Raw genomic sequence first — 16929 nt, 5'->3', positions numbered from 1 at the left:
AATGAACGTTTCCTAAAAATCTCGACAGTGTGAAAACATATAGTGTCGGCCGCTGCTCAAAAAAGAAGCGCAAGGAAAGTTTCGAAAATGCCAGGCCTTCAGGGAGCTAGAAATTCGCTGAGCGTCCAGATGACGCCGCTAGCGTTTTGCTCGGACTTGGCGTCGAGGACTGCAAGTCCCGCCGTTGGAAAGCCCATCGGCAAGAGTGCCGCCATTTTCTGCTGGCCGATAAATGTTTCCAGTGCGGCTTCCATGGCAGGGTTATGGCCTACCAGCATGACGGACTGACTCATTGTCTGGGCGGAAATCAGGGCCAGATAAAGAGCCGCCTCGGCATTGTACATTTCGTCCACATAGGAGACTTCGAATGTATCATTGAAGGCTCTGCGCACGGCCTGCGCGGTCTCACGGCATCTCAGTGCGGTGGAGCTTAGCACAACGTCCGGCGCAAAGCCTTTATCGGCAGCCTTGTCGGCGATAAGTTCGGCCTCGGCATAGCCCGCGTTATCGAGCGGTCTGTCGAAGTCGCGACCACCTGGTGCAGGCCAGGCCGCGCGCGCGTGGCGCATCAGATATACCCGGAAAGGTGGCGGTTGGAGCACTGGCATTTCCGGCTTTCCTGTCTAGCGGCAAACATCTCAGGATAGCTTTACAGGATTAAAGTGGCGAGCCGCAAGTGGCGAGCGGTATAGACAAGTCCTGATAACGTGATCGAAGAAATAATTCGTGTTCTGCGAATAAAGCATAAAAAATAATCGTTTAGCTGAATTTTGTGACAGATTTAAAAATGCTTGAAAAGCGTTTTGCGCACTTGAACGGCGATACGCCATTGGAGTATACCCGCGCAATATGAGATGTTCTTCGAGGAGAATCGCGTGAGTGAGAAGATCGATCTTAGCAACTATGTGCTCTCGGAAACCGACGAGTTCATGAATGCCAACCAGCGAGCCTACTTCAGGTCGAAGCTCATTGGTTGGAAAAATGACATTTTGCGAGAAGCAAGAGAGACCCTGGGGCACCTCGCTGAGGAAAGCGCCAATCATCCGGATCTCGCGGATAGAGCATCTTCCGAAACAGACCGCGCCATCGAGCTTCGGGCGCGCGACAGACAGCGAAAGCTGATCTCCAAGATCGATGCTGCACTTCAGCGGATCGAAGACGGCACCTACGGTTACTGCGAAGAGACAGGGGAGCCAATCGGTATCAAGAGACTTGATGCCCGCCCCATTGCCACTCTCTCCATCGAAGCCCAGGAACGCCACGAGCGCCGCGAAAAAGTTTATCGCGACGAGTGAGCATTTAGCTTCCGTGACATCAGCTGTCACAACATCAAGAAGCCGCTTCGGGTACGAGGCGGCTTTTTGCTTTCAGGGGGTACGAAAAGCAATTCGTGCCAGTTGCAGTCATCTGCCAGTGAGTGGAGATTGAAGCGACGTTGGATGAAGTTCTTCCATCCACGTCCAACTCACGCGAATTGAGCCAGCCTCCAGCCATGATCGCACCATTTGTGGAACGACTCCGATTCCGCACGGGCTTTAGGCGGCGACAAGATTTACCGGAGCGCTCAGGCAACCCCGCATTTCAGACTTGGCGGTTAACCCGACTGGCTGATTGAGTACCAATGTCTAATATTATTCCAGGCGTCTATTTGAAGTTCAAGTATAAGTAATTTATATAATTAAATTTTGACAAAAACGAAAATCCGTTTGATTTACGTCAAATCGAACCACCTTATACTATGTTTCAGATTGAAATCACGGGGTCTGCGCTTCCTGTGTTTACCCCATTGGCATTTAGAATTGATCTATATTTATAACCTTTGAGGTGACATCATGAGTAATTCTAATATATCGAAGCCTATATCTGCATCGGAAACAAACGCTCCGCAGAAAATGGCCGCGCAGCGGGTGAAAGCAGTCAACGAATTGTGCCCACCGCTTTTTGATCCCGTTGGAAGCCTTGCCTTTCGCCCGGATCAACACAGCAACTCGTGGTTCCTGAGTGGCTACCTAGAAACCGCAACTGGCCACAAATTCAATTGCCTTGTTCACCAGTTGGTGCGTTCTGCCCCCGGGCAACCGGTGGAGATCGCCAGCATCCTCAACATCACGGATCTGTCGCGTCTCGAATACCGAAGCGAAGAGCGGGTTCATTCGGCGGGCGAGGTAACGTTGGCAACGGACCGCATGCAGATCGTTACCCCGACTTCCACCATCGAAGGAGATCACCGCTCGGTGCACGCCCAGGCGGAATTCGGTTGGGGCGCACTTGATTTCACGGCGGAATTTCCTGGGCACATCATGATGAATGGCGGCTCGGGTGTGTTCAATTGCGTGGATAGCTTGCCCACCGTCCAATATTCCATTCCCTGGGGCAAGGGATCTGGCTGGATCACGCTCGATGGTGTCCGCCACGATCTGACGGGAGAGTTCTGGTTTGATCGCCAATGGCTTATTTCGCGCGGCATCATGGAAGAAGGGCACCGGGCACTCGTCGGATCCTCGTACAAATGGGTGTGGATGGACCTCAATCTCAGCAACGGCATCGCACTCGGCCTTTGGGATATAGAGCTATCGGGCGAGCGCCACGGCTGGGTTACTGCACTTCTTCAAGATGGTACGCACATCATTGCCGCGCTGGAGCCACTGGCCGATGATGCCAGCGAATTCTGGACAAGCACAGCCTCCGGTCAGCGCTATCCGACCCGCTTCAAAGTCAATGTTCCGGCTCTCGATTGCGTCCTCGAAGTCGCCGCCATCATGCTCGATCAGGAAGTCGCGTCGCCTGTTCAACCCAAATATGAGGGAGTCGCGAATATCTCAGGCACATATGGCGGAAAACCCGTCACCGGCTATACCCTCATAGAGTTGGTGGGTGACTGGAGCGCCTGATTTGCCGAAGGGCGGTGAAATCTCGTTCCTCTGATGCGGGTCCATTGAACGCGGAAACGCGTTCGATGCCCGCCGGGACTTCTTCACCGGCATGATCGGAGAGGTAAAGTACATTACCCTAGACGAGATGGTCCTGCGCTGGCACGAGGAGAGAGCCGTTTCCATTGGCCATAGGGTGCTCGATATCCGGCTGTGAAGGCGCTGTCGGAAACTGAAACAAGACGGCCCAGGCATTGCAGAAGGATCGCACGACCTCCACCAGCACCGCCGGGGCTGATACGATAGCCAGCTCGACCTCTATCACGCGCGCTTCGTCTTCATCGGTAAAACAGGCCTGAGCACAAAGATATCACGGCTGCGGGGACGAGCCATTTATAGAGCATGATGCTGCTTTCCGATCCCACACGGGTACCGGATGACCACTCCCTCAAACACAGCACGCGTGCTACCGGCGTAAACGCGTCCATGGTCCGGACGGCGATTAAGAGGGCCTCATTTCAAGCCTATCGGTGACAGGTTCTTATTCCCACCTTGGCACCGGGCCACATTCGGCTTCATGGAAATCTGCCGGCGCACAGACCGTGCGCGTGCGTCAAGCAATCGAAGCTGTAGGATGCCGATTGCTCGAGATTTCATTTACTGCCTGGACTTCAAACCATCAAGAAAGCGATTGGCAGGCCTAAGGCAGCCTCGCGCGCCAAAGCTGAGCGACCGTTTAAGGGCGTACGGAATACGGTCGGACAGACCGTCGCGCTGTTCGAGGGGCAGAAATGCACCAGCGAGTTCAGATCATGGGATATGAACTTGATTGAAATGAACGTGCTCTAGCCCGAAAACAGAAGAGGCCCCGCAATGCGGAGCCCCGATCTTTTTAGTGATAAACTACGGCTTAGAAAAAGCCGCGTCTTTGCCACCAGCCGCCCTTGCGGGGCTTGGACTGATCGCCTTCTCCGCCTTCGTTCGTCGCGGAGGTGACGACCGGCTCTGAGGAAGAGACGTTGTCGCCACGGTTAGCGCGGACCGCCTTGGCTGGTTCCGCAGCAGGAGCCTCGTTGCCGAGATCGGCCGATGCTTGACCGGCTTCCTCGATGGCAACTTCCGCAACCGTGGTATCCACTACGACCGGCTCGACCGTTTCAACGGCCGGCGCAGCAACGGGAGCTTCGGCAGCGACAGCAGGCGCTGCTTCAACCTCTGCAACATCGCCAACCTTTTCCTTTGCCTTGCGGGTCCGGCGCGGCTTCTTTGGCTTTTCGGTCTCTTCAACAGTTGGCGTTGCCGCTTCGGCTTCGACAGCCGCCGCAACTGCGGGCTGGTCTACGCCTTCAATGGCAGCGGCAGCTGCACCGTCTTCGACCATATCGGAGGTCTCGGGCTCGGCTTCCGCCTCAGCGCCGTTTTCTTCGATCATCTCGCCGTTCTCATCGCGATTGCGACGACCGCCGCGCTTACCACGACGGCGACGCTTGCGTCTGTTTTCTTCAGAGCCAGCAGCTTCTGCGCCATTTTCAGCGGAGACGGTTGCGTCCTCGTCCTGATCGCTATCGCCATCCTCGTCCTGATCGTCGGATGATGTGTCGTCACCGGCCTCAGACTGCGATTCCTGACCGTTCTGGCCAGCGCCCTTGCCGCGACGGCGACGGCGACGCTTGCGCTTGCGCTTGCCATCTTCGCCATTGTCGGCCTGTGGCTGGCGCGGTTCGCTTGCCTCTGCCTTTACGATCTCTTCCTCTTCGTCATCCTCATCGGCTTCGATGATGATGTCGTCCTCGTCTTCCTCTATTTCGGGAAGCATCTGGATGAGGCTTTCGATCTTGACCGGGTTTTCGACAGCTTCACCACGATCGATGGCGAAGTGCTGTGCACCGACGCTGGCATCGGCTGCGATAATGATGGCGACACCGAAGCGGCCTTCATAGTCAACGATGGTACCGCGCTTGTGGTTGAGCAGGTAAAGGGCAGTCTCTGGTGTGCAGCGAACCGTGATGTTGTGGGTCGTGTTGCGCAGCAGATATTCTTCCACGCCGCGCAGAACATGCAGGGCGATGGAGGATTCGGAGCGGACATGGCCGGTTCCGCCGCAATGCGAGCAGACCTGTGTAGTCGATTCCAGCACCGAGGCGCGGATACGCTGGCGCGACATTTCCAGAAGGCCGAAATGCGAGATCCGGCCAACCTGAATGCGGGCGCGGTCGTTTTTCAGGCAATCCTTGAGCTTCTTTTCGACGGCGCGATTGTTGCGCTTCTCTTCCATGTCGATGAAGTCGATGACCACGAGACCGGCAAGGTCGCGAAGGCGCAGCTGACGGGCCACTTCTTCTGCCGCTTCCAGGTTCGTCTGAACAGCGGTTTCCTCGATGGAGTGCTCACGGGTCGAACGACCGGAGTTCACGTCGATGGAAACCAGCGCTTCCGTCTGGTTGATGATGAGGTATCCACCGGACTTCAACGTCACCTGAGGCTGCAGCATACGGTCGAGCTGCGCTTCGATGCCGGAGCGCGAGAAGATCGGGTGAATATCGCGATAGGGCTGAACCACCTTGGCATGGCTCGGCATCAGCATCTTCATGAAGTCTTTCGCTTCACGATAGCCTTCTTCGCCAGACACGATGATCTCGCTGATATCCTTGTTGTAGAGATCGCGGATCGAACGCTTAATCAGCGAACCTTCCTCATAAACGAGGCAAGGTGCGGTCGAATTCAGCGTCAGCGTGCGGACGTTTTCCCACAGGCGCATCAGATATTCGAAGTCGCGCTTGATTTCGACGCGGGTGCGGTTGGCACCGGCGGTACGCAGAATGACGCCCATGCCCTGCGGCACTTCCAGATCGCGTGCAATTTCCTTCAGGCGCTTGCGGTCTGTCGGCTGGGTGATCTTGCGGGAAATGCCGCCGCCACGTGCCGTGTTTGGCATCAGAACCGAGTAACGACCTGCAAGCGAAAGATAGGTTGTCAGAGCTGCGCCCTTATTGCCGCGCTCTTCTTTTGCGACCTGGACCAGAAGAATCTGGCGGCGCTTGATGACTTCCTGAATACGGTACTGCTTGCGTGGCTTGCGGGAAATGCGATCCGGAACTTCTTCCATTGCATCTTCCGCACCGACGGACTCGATGACTTCCTTTTCGTGATGATCGTCATCATCGTCGTCGTCATCATCGTCGTTGCGACGGCCAAGCCCTTCGACTTCTTCGGAAATCGAGTCGGTGTCGACCATAGCGGCCATTTCGCCGCCCTTGCTGCCGTCGTCGTCCGAACCGTCCTCAGAGGAAGCTGCGTCGGCGGAAACTTCGTCCGTCTCCGTCTTCTTCTTGGTACGGGGGCGGCGAACGCGCTTCTTCGGCTTTTCTTCTTCTGCCGGTGTTTCCTCAGCAGCGATTTCCGCGGCCGCAACATCCGGCGCAGCGTCGACTTCCGCTTCGTCAGCTTCAACCGTGGAAGCCTGTGGCGTTACGCCGTCTTCAACGGCGGGCTCAGTTACGGGTAAGATGCCGATATCGGGCTGATCAACCTGCGAAAGATCGATGGCGGGGGAGTGGGCGTCATTTGGCGCATCGGCTGGCTCGAAGTCATCGCCACGACGATGGTCTTCTGCTTCCGCTCTCAGCAGCGCCTGTCTATCGGCCAGCGGGATCTGATAGTAGTCGGGATGAATTTCGGCAAAGGCCAGAAATCCGTGACGATTGCCGCCGTAATCGACGAAGGCTGCCTGAAGGGATGGTTCTACGCGTGTGACCTTGGCAAGATAGATATTGCCGCGGATTTGCTTCTTGTGTTCGGATTCAAAATCGAATTCCTCAATTCTGTTTCCACGAACAACTACAACGCGCGTCTCCTCTTCATGGGAGGCGTCGATAAGCATTTTGTCTGCCATGTAAGCTGTGCTCCTCGGCGCAGCCCTGTCTTATACGAGAACAGGCCCGCCGCAAGGACAGGCCTTTCATCTATGTTCAAGGGTGTGCCGGATATGAAGTTTCTTGCCCGGCGTCTGTAAACTGGCAGCATCCGGACAACTGGCAAAGCATGATGCCTGCTCCTGGTATCCGGTTCATATGAAAGCTGCTGCAACGACATCATTGGCCAAGCGAGAACGACTATAATAAATAGACCCCGAAGGATCCGATGAAAATGCTCTCCTCGAGCGTGCGGTGGCGTGCCACCGGGTATTGTTCTGGCCACGGCCAGAATTGATCCAGTTTCAGGAGAAAAATGCAGCGACGGCAGATGATTGCCCGATTTTACAGCGCCAGCGTCTTTGGTCGATTGGCAGCCGGCGGGCGTCTATCCCGTCAACACTTTTAACCCTCAATCATGTTGTATGTTTTATCTGTCATAATAGCAATAGGGTGGCTAAATATGCCATATCATTGGTGGAATTTGGTGGTTAAGAATTGCTTCACCAAGGGCTGCGATTGTTGCGCGGCATCGCAAATCAGGCCATTCTGGCTGATATAAATGCGGCAACAGGGCATTTCATGGCGGCTTTTCGGGTTGCCTTGACTGAATTACGGACATGATGTTGGCGACCTTAAAAAACATGATCGATGGTGCGATTGGAGTGCTGAATGCTGTCCGACGACGCCGAATCGTCTGCATTCTGACGCTGGCTTCGTTATCTGCCTCATCCATGCCGCTGGTTGCAGCCGCCACCGACTCGCCGCCGTCTCTTATCGCCAACGCGGCACGCATCATCGGTGACGAGGCACGCACGCGCATCGTGCTGGATTTCAATCAGGAGCCGGAATTCGAGGTGCACTATCTCGATTCGCCCGCCCGTATCGTTGTCGACTTCCCGGCGGTGGGCTTTTCCTTTCCAACCAAAGACCTCGCTCCGACCGGCCTCTTTAGCGACATACGCTTTGGCAGCATGGGTGAGGGGAGCGCGCGCCTTGTCCTGACTGCAAAGAAGCCCGTTCAGGTCGCAATTGCAGAAACGAAATCGGAGGAAGACGGGAAACTGTTTCGTTTCGTGCTGGATACCGAAATCGCGACAAAGCAGAAATTTGCCGATCTTCTCAAGAACCAGAACTGGCAGGCTCTCGCACCGGCAACGACGGCTTCTGTCACGCCTGATATTATGCCGAAAACCAGTCGCCAGTCCGACTTCATGATCGCCGTAGACGCAGGCCATGGGGGTATTGATGCGGGCGCAAAAGGTGGCGTGACGGGAACGGATGAAAAGGTTATTACGCTGACCTTTGCCAAACAGCTTACCGAACGTCTGAACAAGATTCCCGGCATCAAGGCTTTCCTGACCAGAGACGACGATGTGTTCCTCGCGCTTTCGGAGCGCGTCACACTGGCTCGCCAGCAGAATGCCAATCTCTTTATTTCCGTTCATGCCGATACGTTGAAACAAAAAGATATTCGCGGCGCGACCGTTTATACGATTTCCGACCGCGCTTCAGACCGCATGGCGCAAAACCTTGCCGAGCGTGAAAACCTCTCGGACCAGATTGCGGGCGTCGCCGTCCCAAATGCCCAGCCTGAAGTCGCCGACATTCTGCTCGACTTCACCCGTCGCGAAACGCAGGCGTTCTCGGTTACGCTTGCGGAAAACATCGTGAAGTCCTTTGAAGGGCAGGTCGGTCTCATCAATAATCCGCATCGCTATGCCGGTTTCCAGGTTTTGCGCGCCCATGACGTTCCATCTGTTCTGCTGGAACTTGGTTTCCTTTCCAATCCGGAAGACGAGAAACTGCTGCTTGACGACAACTGGCGCGCAAAAGTGGCCGATACGCTTGCCGTCGCGGTAACAAAGTATCGTGCGCAGGCTCTCGCTAACGGCGGGTAGGGCGATTGCCTGGCGCTGATGTTGGCACCACCTCGGGTGTGACATCTTCGCGACCCATCTGTTGAAAACGGGGGAACTCTTCACGCTCCTGAGAGAATATCGGCGTCGGGCCCTATTTTACTCACATTCAAGACGTTACTCGGCATCAGGAATCGATGGTGATGTTCGCGCATTCCGTGAAGGAAAAACGCGGCATACGGTAACATATAAGAGAATGCCCCTATTGGCAGCTTGTCATCGAGGAAGCGGTGTGCAAAACGGCACGCTATATGCAAGAATGCGCGCGTGACGCGGGCGCACCAGTTACGATTCGAAGTATCGGTAGCTTAATATGATCAGACTTATTGGATATTTCTTCGGCTTGGCCAGTATGCTGTTCCTTGTGGTGGCTGCTGGTATCGCCATTTATTTGGTGACGATAACGAAGGATCTTCCTGACTATGCTGTGCTGAACAGTTATGAGCCGCCGGTGACGACCCGCGTTCATGCGGGCAACGGTGCGTTGATGGCCGAGTATGCCAAGCAGCGACGTCTCTTCCTGCCCATTCAGGCCGTGCCGGATCGTGTCAAGGCAGCGTTTCTTTCCGCTGAAGACAAGAATTTCTACCAGCATCCCGGTATCGACGTGACCGGCTTTGCCCGCGCCGCCGTTGCTTATGTCACGGGCGGTCCGACGCAGGGCGGCTCGACCATTACGCAGCAGGTCGCCAAAAACTTCTTGTTGACCAACGAACAGACGATGGAGCGCAAGGCGAAAGAGGCGATCCTGTCCTTCCGCATCGAACAGGCCTACAGCAAGGACAAGATTCTCGAGCTTTATCTCAACGAGATTTTCTTCGGGCAAAACTCCTATGGTATCGCCAGCGCAGCGCTGACCTATTTCAACAAGTCCGTGACGGAACTGACGATTGCCGAGACGGCATATCTGGCAGCCCTTCCCAAGGGTCCCGCCAACTATCACCCCATCCGCCGCGAAAAGGCAGCTGTCGAGCGTCGTAACTGGGTGATCGATCGCATGGCTGAAAACGGCTACATAACCCAGGCTGATGCGGCGGATGCCAAGACACAGCCGCTTGGCGTGAACATTCGCCGTGGCGGTAGCCATATTGCAGCTTCCGATTATTTCTCCGAAGAGGCGCGTCGCCAGATCGTTGAGAAATACGGTGAGAAGGCGTTGCTGGAAGGCGGCCTTTCCGTCCGTACCTCGTTCGATCCCGATATCCAGATGGAAGCCCGCAAGGCACTTCAGGACGGTTTGCTGGATTATGACGAGCGCCGCGGCTTCCATGGCGCCGTTGACCAGATCGAAACCAGCGGCAACTGGAGCGAGGCTCTGTCCAAGCTGAAGCCGTTGCGAGACGTACCCGAGTGGAGAATGGCAGTTGTTCTGGCTGTCTCTGCAGAGGGCGTGGATATCGGGCTGCGGCCTGATAACGACAGCGACAATCCCGATCTTCGCACCCGCGGACGCATCAAGCCGGAAAACATGAAATGGGCCTATCGCGATTCCAAGGGCCAGCGGGCAACCGCAAAATCCCCGACAGGTGTCCTGAAAACCGGCGATGTTATTTATGCGGAACCGCTTTCCGACAAGGGTGACGACTACCGTTTGCGCCAGCCACCCAAGGTGCAGGGCGGCATGGTGGTCATGGACCCGCACACGGGTCGTGTACTGGCAATGGTTGGCGGCTTCTCCTATGCCCAGTCGGAATTCAACCGCGCAACGCAGGCCATGCGTCAGCCAGGCTCATCCTTCAAGCCGTTCATCTACGCAGCAGCTTTGGATAATGGCTATACGCCTGCCTCGGTGGTGATGGATGCGCCCCTGGAAGTCGTATCCGGCGGTCAGGTCTGGCGTCCGCAGAACTATGGTGGAGAATCGGCTGGTCCGTCCACGCTGCGTCTCGGCATCGAAAAGTCGCGCAACCTCATGACGGTTCGTCTGGCTCAGGACATGGGCATGAATCTGGTTGCTGAATATGCCGAACGCTTCGGTATTTATGACAAGATGCCGCCATTGCTTGCCATGTCGCTCGGTTCGGGTGAAACCACTGTCATGCGGATGGTCTCGGCCTATTCCGTTATCGCCAACGGTGGCAAGCAGATCAATCCGACAGTTATCGACCGCATTCAGGACCGGTACGGCAAGACGATCTTCCGTCACGAGGAGCGTGGCTGCGAGGGCTGCAATGCGACCAACTGGCAGAACCAGGATGAGCCGACGATCGTCGATAATCGCGAGCAGGTTCTCGATCCCATGACCGCCTATCAGACGACGTCGATGCTTCAGGGCGTCGTGCAGCGCGGTACGGCAGCAGGCAAGATCAAGGTCGACCTTCCGGTTGCCGGCAAGACCGGTACCACCAATGATGAAAAAGACGCGTGGTTCGTTGGTTATACGCCTGACCTGGTTGCCGGTCTTTATATCGGTTTCGACAGCCCTGCGCCCTTGGGCCGTGGGGGCACCGGTGGGTCTCTCGCTGCGCCAATCTTCGGAGAATTTATTGCGCAGGCGTCCAAGCATTTGCAGCCAAGCAAGTTCATCGTGCCGAACGGAATGCAGTTCATAGCGGTCAATCGCAAGACCGGCATGGCCGCAATGGAAGGTGAGCCAGATACGATCATGGAAGCCTTCAAACCCGGAACAGGCCCGGCCAGCAGCTTCAACGTGATCGGTATGGATGGCGCCATGTCTCAGGAAGATATTCTGCGCGCTTCACCGCAGGCCCAGCAGGCCATCACCGGCGGTGGCGGCGGCCTCTATTAATTTCAATTGATGGAAAGGCGAGGGGCGCGGGCTTTACATCCGCGCCCCTCGCATTTATTCAGCCCATCGAGTTCAATAGCAATTCCATGAAAGCGAAGTATCTGCGACATGCGCAATGAGATCGTGAATGTAGTCGACGAAATCAGGCAGGCCATAAGCCTGCTGAGGAGGCATCTTTGACTGGGACCAGGCGATAAGACGACTGGACTGGTTGAACAACAAGGCAGAGGATCCAAACCTCTGGAATGATGCCACCGAAGCCCAGAAGCTGATGCGCGAGCGTCAACAGCTTGATGAATCGATCAATGGCGTGAAGGCACTCGAGCAGCAGGTCAACGACAATGTCGAGTTGATCGAAATGGGCGAGGCCGAAGGCGATGCTGACATCGTCAAGGAAGCCGAAGATGCCCTCAAGGCGCTGAAGAACGAGGCCAACCGTCGTCAGGTTGAAGCCATGCTCTCGGGCGAAGCGGATGCCAACGACACCTATGTCGAAGTGCACTCGGGAGCCGGCGGCACGGAAAGCCAGGATTGGGCGAACATCCTGCTGCGCATGTACACGCGCTGGGCGGAACGTCAGGGCTTTAAGGTCGAGGTTCTGGAAGTTCATGAAGGCGAAGAAGCAGGCATCAAGTCCGCGACGATTCTCGTCAAGGGCCACAATGCTTTTGGCTGGATGAAGACCGAATCCGGCGTTCACCGCCTCGTTCGTATCTCTCCCTATGACAGCAATGCGCGTCGCCACACATCCTTCTCGTCCATCTGGGTCTACCCCGTCGTTGATGACTCGATCCAGATCGATATCAATGAAAGCGACTGCCGCATCGATACCTATCGTTCGTCAGGCGCTGGCGGTCAGCACGTCAACACGACAGACTCCGCGGTGCGTATCACCCATATTCCAACCGGTATCGCGGTTGCCTGCCAGCAGGAACGCTCGCAGCACAAAAACCGTGCGAAGGCTTGGGAAATGCTGCGTTCGCGCCTTTACGAAGTAGAACTTCAAAAGCGTGAAGACGCGGCCAATGCGCAGGCGGCTTCCAAGACCGATATCGGTTGGGGCCACCAGATCCGCTCCTACGTGTTGCAGCCTTACCAGCTGGTCAAGGACTTGCGCACCGGTGTGGAAAGCACAGCACCCAGCAACGTCCTTGATGGCGATCTCAACGAGTTCATGGAAGCGGCACTTGCTCACCGCATCAGCGGTGGTGCCAATGTCGAGGTCAGCGATATCGACTGATCGCTGAAAAAGAAGTCCAGAATGATGCCTCTCGGAAGCCCTTGCGGGAGGCATTTTTGAATGAAACGTCGGCCACGTTGTGAACTGGTTGACCTTCCAGAAGGCAATCTCGACCCAGTGCGGAGATGAATGTGAAGCAGGTGCTGTATATCGTCGATGTCCAACCAAGCTTCAATCCGCCCGGCAAGCTCGTTGAAGACATTGCGAGCCTTGCCAGACATATGCCCAGTGTTGCCAGCGTGGAGCGGCACGATGAAAGCATTACACCCTTCGAGCGCCAGCTTGGCTGGAAACCGGGACCCTCTGATACGTCGCTGGTGCCTGCCGATCGCGTTTTTATAAAATACGGCTATGCGCCAACGCGCGAGGCTGTGGACTATCTCCTGTCCTTAACGCCCGATCGGGTTCTCGTATGCGGCATTCAGGCCGATACCTGCGTTCTTGCGGCTGGCTTTGCGCTGTTCGATGCGGGGCTGCATCCCACACTCATCCCCTGGCTGACTGTCGGCTCAAGCCTTGATCGCTCGGGCGCCCTGGGTGCGCGACTTTGGAAGCATCACTTCGGTGCGGTGTTGGAAGGGCCGGATGATCTAGGGCTTTAAAACGGATGAAGGTACCGAGCGACGGGTTAGTTTGAAGCTTTCTCGATTTTCATGTCGCCCAGTTCGTCGATAAGGACGGTCCAGGCATCCGCCTCTTTCTGCTTCGGATCGGTCTTCAGGTGTACGGTCACGAAGAGGCCCGGTAAGTCGGAAGCGCCGTTGGAGCTTTCCGGTCTTACATCGGTCACGTAAGCCTTCATCTGTGCAAACTCTTCAAGCTCTACTGTTTCCACAAGCTGTGGGCCGTCTGCGGTATAGGCAATGCGTTGAAGATAGATCTTGGCTGTTCCGTCTGCCTGACGCATGGCGGCAATCTTGTAATAGCCGCGCGTACCCGCCGCATTCTGCTGGCTTTCCTTCTGGGGCAAGGCGTCCTGTTCCCACATGCCGCTGCTCGCCACAAAAATGGTCGAGGTCGGAAGGGCTTCGATGCCTGTCGTCTGCGCCTGGACGCAGTAGCTGCTGGCGGCAAGGAAGGCGATGGTAAGGAGTGTTTTCATCATTCTACTATTTCAATTCGTAAACTGTTCGGCAAGGACTCTGTCAGACCACGACCTGTCCGGGTCCGAAAGGATTTTTGCAGTTCTGTCCTCAGACTGCGCGATGCGAACCGTCTGCACCGACTTTACCTCGGTGTGGTCTGCCACGGCATTGACGGGCCGCTTTTCGCTTTCCAGAACGTGAATGTCCACCGTGACATTGTTGGGCAGCAAGGCTCCACGCCAGCGGCGAGGGCGAAAGGCACTGACAGGGGTCAGCGCGAGCAGAGGCGATTCCAAGGGTAAGATCGGGCCATGGGCGGAGAAGTTATAAGCGGTTGATCCGGCTGGCGTCGCCACCATCATGCCATCGCAGATGAGTTCTTCGAGGCGCGTTTTGCCGTCCACATCCACCCGCAACTTCGCTGCCTGATGGGATTGGCGAAAAAGGCTGACTTCATTCATGGCCAGCGCAGAGAACTCATCGCCATTTCCGTCTGTTGTGGTCATGCGCAACGGGTGGAAGTCGTTTCCGGTGGCAACGGAAATCCGTCTGGGCAAATCCTTGACACGATAATCATTCATCAGAAAACCGACGGAGCCACGATTCATGCCGTAGACCCGCTTGCCGGAATTCATCGTCTCGTTGAGAACCTGCAGCATGAAGCCATCGCCACCGAGCACGACAATGACCTCGGCTTCGTCAAAAGCGGCATTTCCATAAAGCTCGATCAGCTCTTGTCTTGCGGCCTGGGCGTCGTCCGTGGTCGAGGCTACAAAACATAATGGCTGTGTTGAACGCGACATGCCGTCACCCCTGTTGACGGTCTTTGGTACATGATGACCCACGGTCAGGACAAGCTCTTTAAGGCACTCATCGGGAATGACCCGGTGAATGGTCGCCCAACGCCGAGAAAGTCCACAGCTTCTTCGCCAACGGTTCCCAAACGGGGTTGCGGACGGCGAAGAGGTCGGGCAGTTTGCGCGACAAGCGGAACTGCAGGAGCGGGATGTGGCCATCAGTTACAGCATCTACGACGTTTTCACGCGGCAGAAACTGGCCGGAAATCCACTCGCTGTCATGTTTGGAGCAGAAAACCTCGATGACGCGGCCATGCAGGCCATCGCACGGGAAATGAACCTGTCGGAAACCGTCTTCGTGGGGAAATCGGACAATCCTGCCTATGCTGCATCGCTGAGAATTTTCACGCCCGCGTCTGAACTGCCCTTCGCCGGACATCCGACAGTCGGAACCGCGATTGCCATAGCCGAGGCGAATCATCCTGACGATGATGTCGACATGGTTGCTGTGCTTGAGGAGAAGGTCGGACCGGTTCGTTGCGCAATTCGCATCCGTCAGGGGGAGCCTGGCTTCGCCGAGTTCGATCTGCCACGAAAATCCTCTCGCGTTCATCTCCCACTGGACCAAGCACAGTTGGCCGATGCCATTGGTCTCGCCACATCGCAAATCGGCTTCGAGAACCACGTGTCTTCAATCTGGACAGCCGGTGTACCGTTTCTGACCATACCCGTGCATAATCTTGCTGCCATGGAAGAGGTTGATTTCGATGCCGGGCTTTGGGTCAAGTCGGCTCCTCTGGTCGAGGGCCGCCTGACATCTGCCTATCTCTATTGTCGTGGCGGTGTTCATCATGCTGCAAAATTTCATGCCCGCATGTTCTCGCCGGATATGGGAATTGCCGAAGACCCTGCTACAGGCGCTGCAGTTGCCGCTCTTTCGGGCGCCATCCATCATTTCGATGGACTGTCTGATGGTCATTATCCGCTCATGATAGAGCAGGGCGTCGAGATGGGGCGGCCTTCGCATATTCACCTGATCATGGACGTGAAGGAAAACGAAATTTCCCGCGCCAGAATTGGTGGCCACGCTGTGCGCATTGCTACCGGCACGCTCGATCTCTGATACTTCCCGGCTAAAATCTCGGCCCATATGCCCTTTACACGCATCCGTGAATGCGTGTTGAAGCTTTTCAGCTATAATTGTTAACCTTTACTAACGCGCCACAGGAACCAAAGAGCTTTCCTTCCGTTTGTTCAGCACGAAGGAGAGGTGACATGAAGTCGCAAAACAGTTCAGATAACAGGCGTACGTTACAGGCAGCTAATAGCGCCGTGACCTCTACATATAAGCCGTTGATTGTTCCTCTTAGAGGTACTTACGTCGCAATGATTTTTCGGCGTTCTCTGAAAAATAGACTTGTCGCCCAAAATAGCTAGCAGCTTTGGGCAATGCCTAACCCGACCGCGTTATTTAAAATACCGCAGCAAAGTCCCAATATTTCACCAATACAAAAGATGGGAGAATGACATGAAGACAATTCTCGTAATCGCAGCCATGATCGGCTTTTCTGCCCCGGCGGCATTTGCCGATTGCATCGCTCATGAAAAGATCAACGCATCCATACCTGTGGATCGTGAATTCAAGACCGCAAGCATCACGCCTCCAACGGAACCAGCACAGAAGCCAATCATGGTTCTGCGCAAGACGGACAGATTGCCCGGCGCGACAGAAACAGCAGTGGCTTCCCCACAGTCTGCCCTTCAGCGTATGCAATAATCCGATGCATGATACAGTTTTGAGCAATCCCGTGCGGTGACAGGCCTGCGCGGGATTTTTCTTGGCCTGTGCGATGTCGAAGCGCCGACATTAACCGACCTGAAGCGACTCGATGATCCGGTCGCCAACGATAGGTCAGCTATCAAGCCGCAGAGACAATTGTCTCCCGCCCTTCTTCTTCAAGATATAGACTGGCTTTGCCGTCACCATTTCAGCCTGTCGCTGTAATTCGCGTCGGCGCTCCAAAGCTCTTTCACGAAGGCTGCGCGACTGCGCTACCAGCGACATTGCGTGCTCAATGGTTCTATCTGCTGCGTTCATGGCTGCAACTCCATATGTTCACTTTATGTTCTAATATGTAGGTGCATCTAGCGGATTGTCAAGCGTGGCCAGCGCGAGCAACGTGCGTGGTCAAAAATGGCGGCTTTGGATAGAAGTGCGGTGAGCAGGCTTTTGAAAAAGGGAGCGGGTACCGGTGAATAACCACCCGGAATCAAAAACGGCGCCAATGGCGCCGCTTTCGATTACCTGTCGCTCGGTCTGTCTGCTTCCGTGGGAGGTCGGTCGGCAGGCAGACGGGG

14 protein-coding genes are annotated in these 16929 nt (G+C 55.7%); 8 read left to right on the top strand and 6 right to left on the bottom strand.

All coding sequences use genetic code 11. The features are described 5' to 3' along the window. Nucleotides 1–98: 98 nt before the first annotated feature. Complete coding sequence (locus ASF69_RS18955) at nt 99–608, bottom strand: histidine phosphatase family protein (protein WP_062589771.1); 510 nt, start codon at nt 606–608, stop codon at nt 99–101. A 267-nt stretch (nt 609–875) separates the two neighbouring features. On the opposite strand from ASF69_RS18955, the gene dksA reads away from it, so the two are divergent. Then, the gene (gene dksA / locus ASF69_RS18950) at nt 876–1295 is read left to right on the top strand and encodes an RNA polymerase-binding protein DksA (RefSeq protein WP_062589915.1); all 420 of its coding nucleotides are present in this window, start codon (nt 876–878) and stop codon (nt 1293–1295) included. A 537-nt stretch (nt 1296–1832) separates the two neighbouring features. After that, entirely contained in the window at nt 1833–2891 is a 1059-nt protein-coding gene (locus ASF69_RS18945) for a lipocalin family protein (protein ID WP_082469786.1), read from the top strand. A 118-nt stretch (nt 2892–3009) separates the two neighbouring features. Here ASF69_RS18945 and ASF69_RS18940 read toward each other — a convergent pair whose 3' ends face one another. Continuing rightward, nucleotides 3010–3195, bottom strand: coding sequence for a hypothetical protein (locus ASF69_RS18940; protein WP_062589769.1), 186 nt, complete (start codon nt 3193–3195; stop codon nt 3010–3012). A gap of 585 nt (nt 3196–3780) precedes the next feature. Then, nucleotides 3781–6762: a ribonuclease E/G gene (locus ASF69_RS18935; RefSeq protein ID WP_062589768.1), complete on the bottom strand. Its 2982-nt coding sequence runs from the start codon at nt 6760–6762 to the stop codon at nt 3781–3783. A gap of 753 nt (nt 6763–7515) precedes the next feature. On the opposite strand from ASF69_RS18935, the gene ASF69_RS18930 reads away from it, so the two are divergent. The 4 genes from ASF69_RS18930 (at nt 7516) to ASF69_RS18915 (ending at nt 13291) form a co-directional block, all read left to right on the top strand. Then, on the top strand, nt 7516–8682 hold the full coding sequence (locus ASF69_RS18930) for an N-acetylmuramoyl-L-alanine amidase (RefSeq protein WP_244475526.1): 1167 nt from the start codon (nt 7516–7518) through the stop codon (nt 8680–8682). Nucleotides 8683–9013: 331 nt separating this feature from the next. Further along, on the top strand, nt 9014–11449 hold the full coding sequence (locus ASF69_RS18925) for a penicillin-binding protein 1A (RefSeq protein ID WP_062589767.1): 2436 nt from the start codon (nt 9014–9016) through the stop codon (nt 11447–11449). 108 nt (nt 11450–11557) lie between these two features. Beyond that, nucleotides 11558–12689, top strand: a protein-coding gene (gene prfB / locus ASF69_RS18920) for a peptide chain release factor 2 (protein WP_162238096.1) whose coding sequence is annotated in 2 segments (ribosomal slippage) — nt 11558–11626 and nt 11628–12689 — 1131 coding nt in all. Because the reading frame shifts where the segments join, the coding sequence is not laid out codon by codon here. A 131-nt stretch (nt 12690–12820) separates the two neighbouring features. Then, a complete protein-coding gene (locus ASF69_RS18915; RefSeq protein ID WP_062589913.1) occupies nt 12821–13291 on the top strand; it encodes a cysteine hydrolase family protein in 471 nt (156 codons plus the stop codon). Nucleotides 13292–13317: 26 nt separating this feature from the next. Here ASF69_RS18915 and ASF69_RS18910 read toward each other — a convergent pair whose 3' ends face one another. Then, nucleotides 13318–13794 carry a hypothetical protein gene (locus ASF69_RS18910; RefSeq protein WP_062589765.1) on the bottom strand — a complete coding sequence of 159 codons (477 nt, stop codon included), beginning with the start codon at nt 13792–13794 and terminating at the stop codon, nt 13318–13320. A 9-nt stretch (nt 13795–13803) separates the two neighbouring features. Next, the gene (locus ASF69_RS18905; RefSeq protein WP_062589764.1) at nt 13804–14577 is read right to left on the bottom strand and encodes an NAD kinase; all 774 of its coding nucleotides are present in this window, start codon (nt 14575–14577) and stop codon (nt 13804–13806) included. A gap of 205 nt (nt 14578–14782) precedes the next feature. Between ASF69_RS18905 and ASF69_RS18900 the strand changes: the two genes are divergently transcribed. Both ASF69_RS18900 and ASF69_RS18895 read left to right on the top strand, forming a co-directional pair. Then, nucleotides 14783–15694, top strand: coding sequence for a PhzF family phenazine biosynthesis protein (locus tag ASF69_RS18900; RefSeq protein WP_062589912.1), 912 nt, complete (start codon nt 14783–14785; stop codon nt 15692–15694). Nucleotides 15695–16099: 405 nt separating this feature from the next. Next, on the top strand, nt 16100–16348 hold the full coding sequence (locus ASF69_RS18895) for a hypothetical protein (RefSeq protein WP_062589763.1): 249 nt from the start codon (nt 16100–16102) through the stop codon (nt 16346–16348). A 135-nt stretch (nt 16349–16483) separates the two neighbouring features. Here ASF69_RS18895 and ASF69_RS18890 read toward each other — a convergent pair whose 3' ends face one another. Next, nucleotides 16484–16669: a hypothetical protein gene (locus ASF69_RS18890; protein ID WP_062589762.1), complete on the bottom strand. Its 186-nt coding sequence runs from the start codon at nt 16667–16669 to the stop codon at nt 16484–16486. Nucleotides 16670–16929: the final 260 nt, after the last annotated feature.

This window comes from Rhizobium sp. Leaf311 (assembly GCF_001423445.1).
Lineage (GTDB): Bacteria > Pseudomonadota > Alphaproteobacteria > Rhizobiales > Rhizobiaceae > Agrobacterium.
The sequence above is the reverse complement of the archived record's forward strand: the minus strand, read 5'-3'. Positions and strand labels throughout refer to the sequence as shown.

Bases quoted from the DNA above. Each gene is read 5' to 3' on its own strand.
- ASF69_RS18930 (WP_244475526.1), top strand. From the start codon at position 7,516: ATGCCGCTGGTTGCAGCCGCCACCGACTCGCCGCCGTCTCTTATCGCC.
- ASF69_RS18895 (WP_062589763.1), top strand. From the start codon at position 16,100: ATGAAGACAATTCTCGTAATCGCAGCCATGATCGGCTTTTCTGCCCCG.
- ASF69_RS18905 (WP_062589764.1), bottom strand. From the start codon at position 14,577: ATGTCGCGTTCAACACAGCCATTATGTTTTGTAGCCTCGACCACGGAC.
- ASF69_RS18945 (WP_082469786.1), top strand. From the start codon at position 1,833: ATGAGTAATTCTAATATATCGAAGCCTATATCTGCATCGGAAACAAAC.
- ASF69_RS18935 (WP_062589768.1), bottom strand. From the start codon at position 6,762: ATGGCAGACAAAATGCTTATCGACGCCTCCCATGAAGAGGAGACGCGC.
- ASF69_RS18925 (WP_062589767.1), top strand. From the start codon at position 9,014: ATGATCAGACTTATTGGATATTTCTTCGGCTTGGCCAGTATGCTGTTC.
- ASF69_RS18910 (WP_062589765.1), bottom strand. From the start codon at position 13,794: ATGATGAAAACACTCCTTACCATCGCCTTCCTTGCCGCCAGCAGCTAC.
- ASF69_RS18955 (WP_062589771.1), bottom strand. From the start codon at position 608: ATGCCAGTGCTCCAACCGCCACCTTTCCGGGTATATCTGATGCGCCAC.
- ASF69_RS18890 (WP_062589762.1), bottom strand. From the start codon at position 16,669: ATGAACGCAGCAGATAGAACCATTGAGCACGCAATGTCGCTGGTAGCG.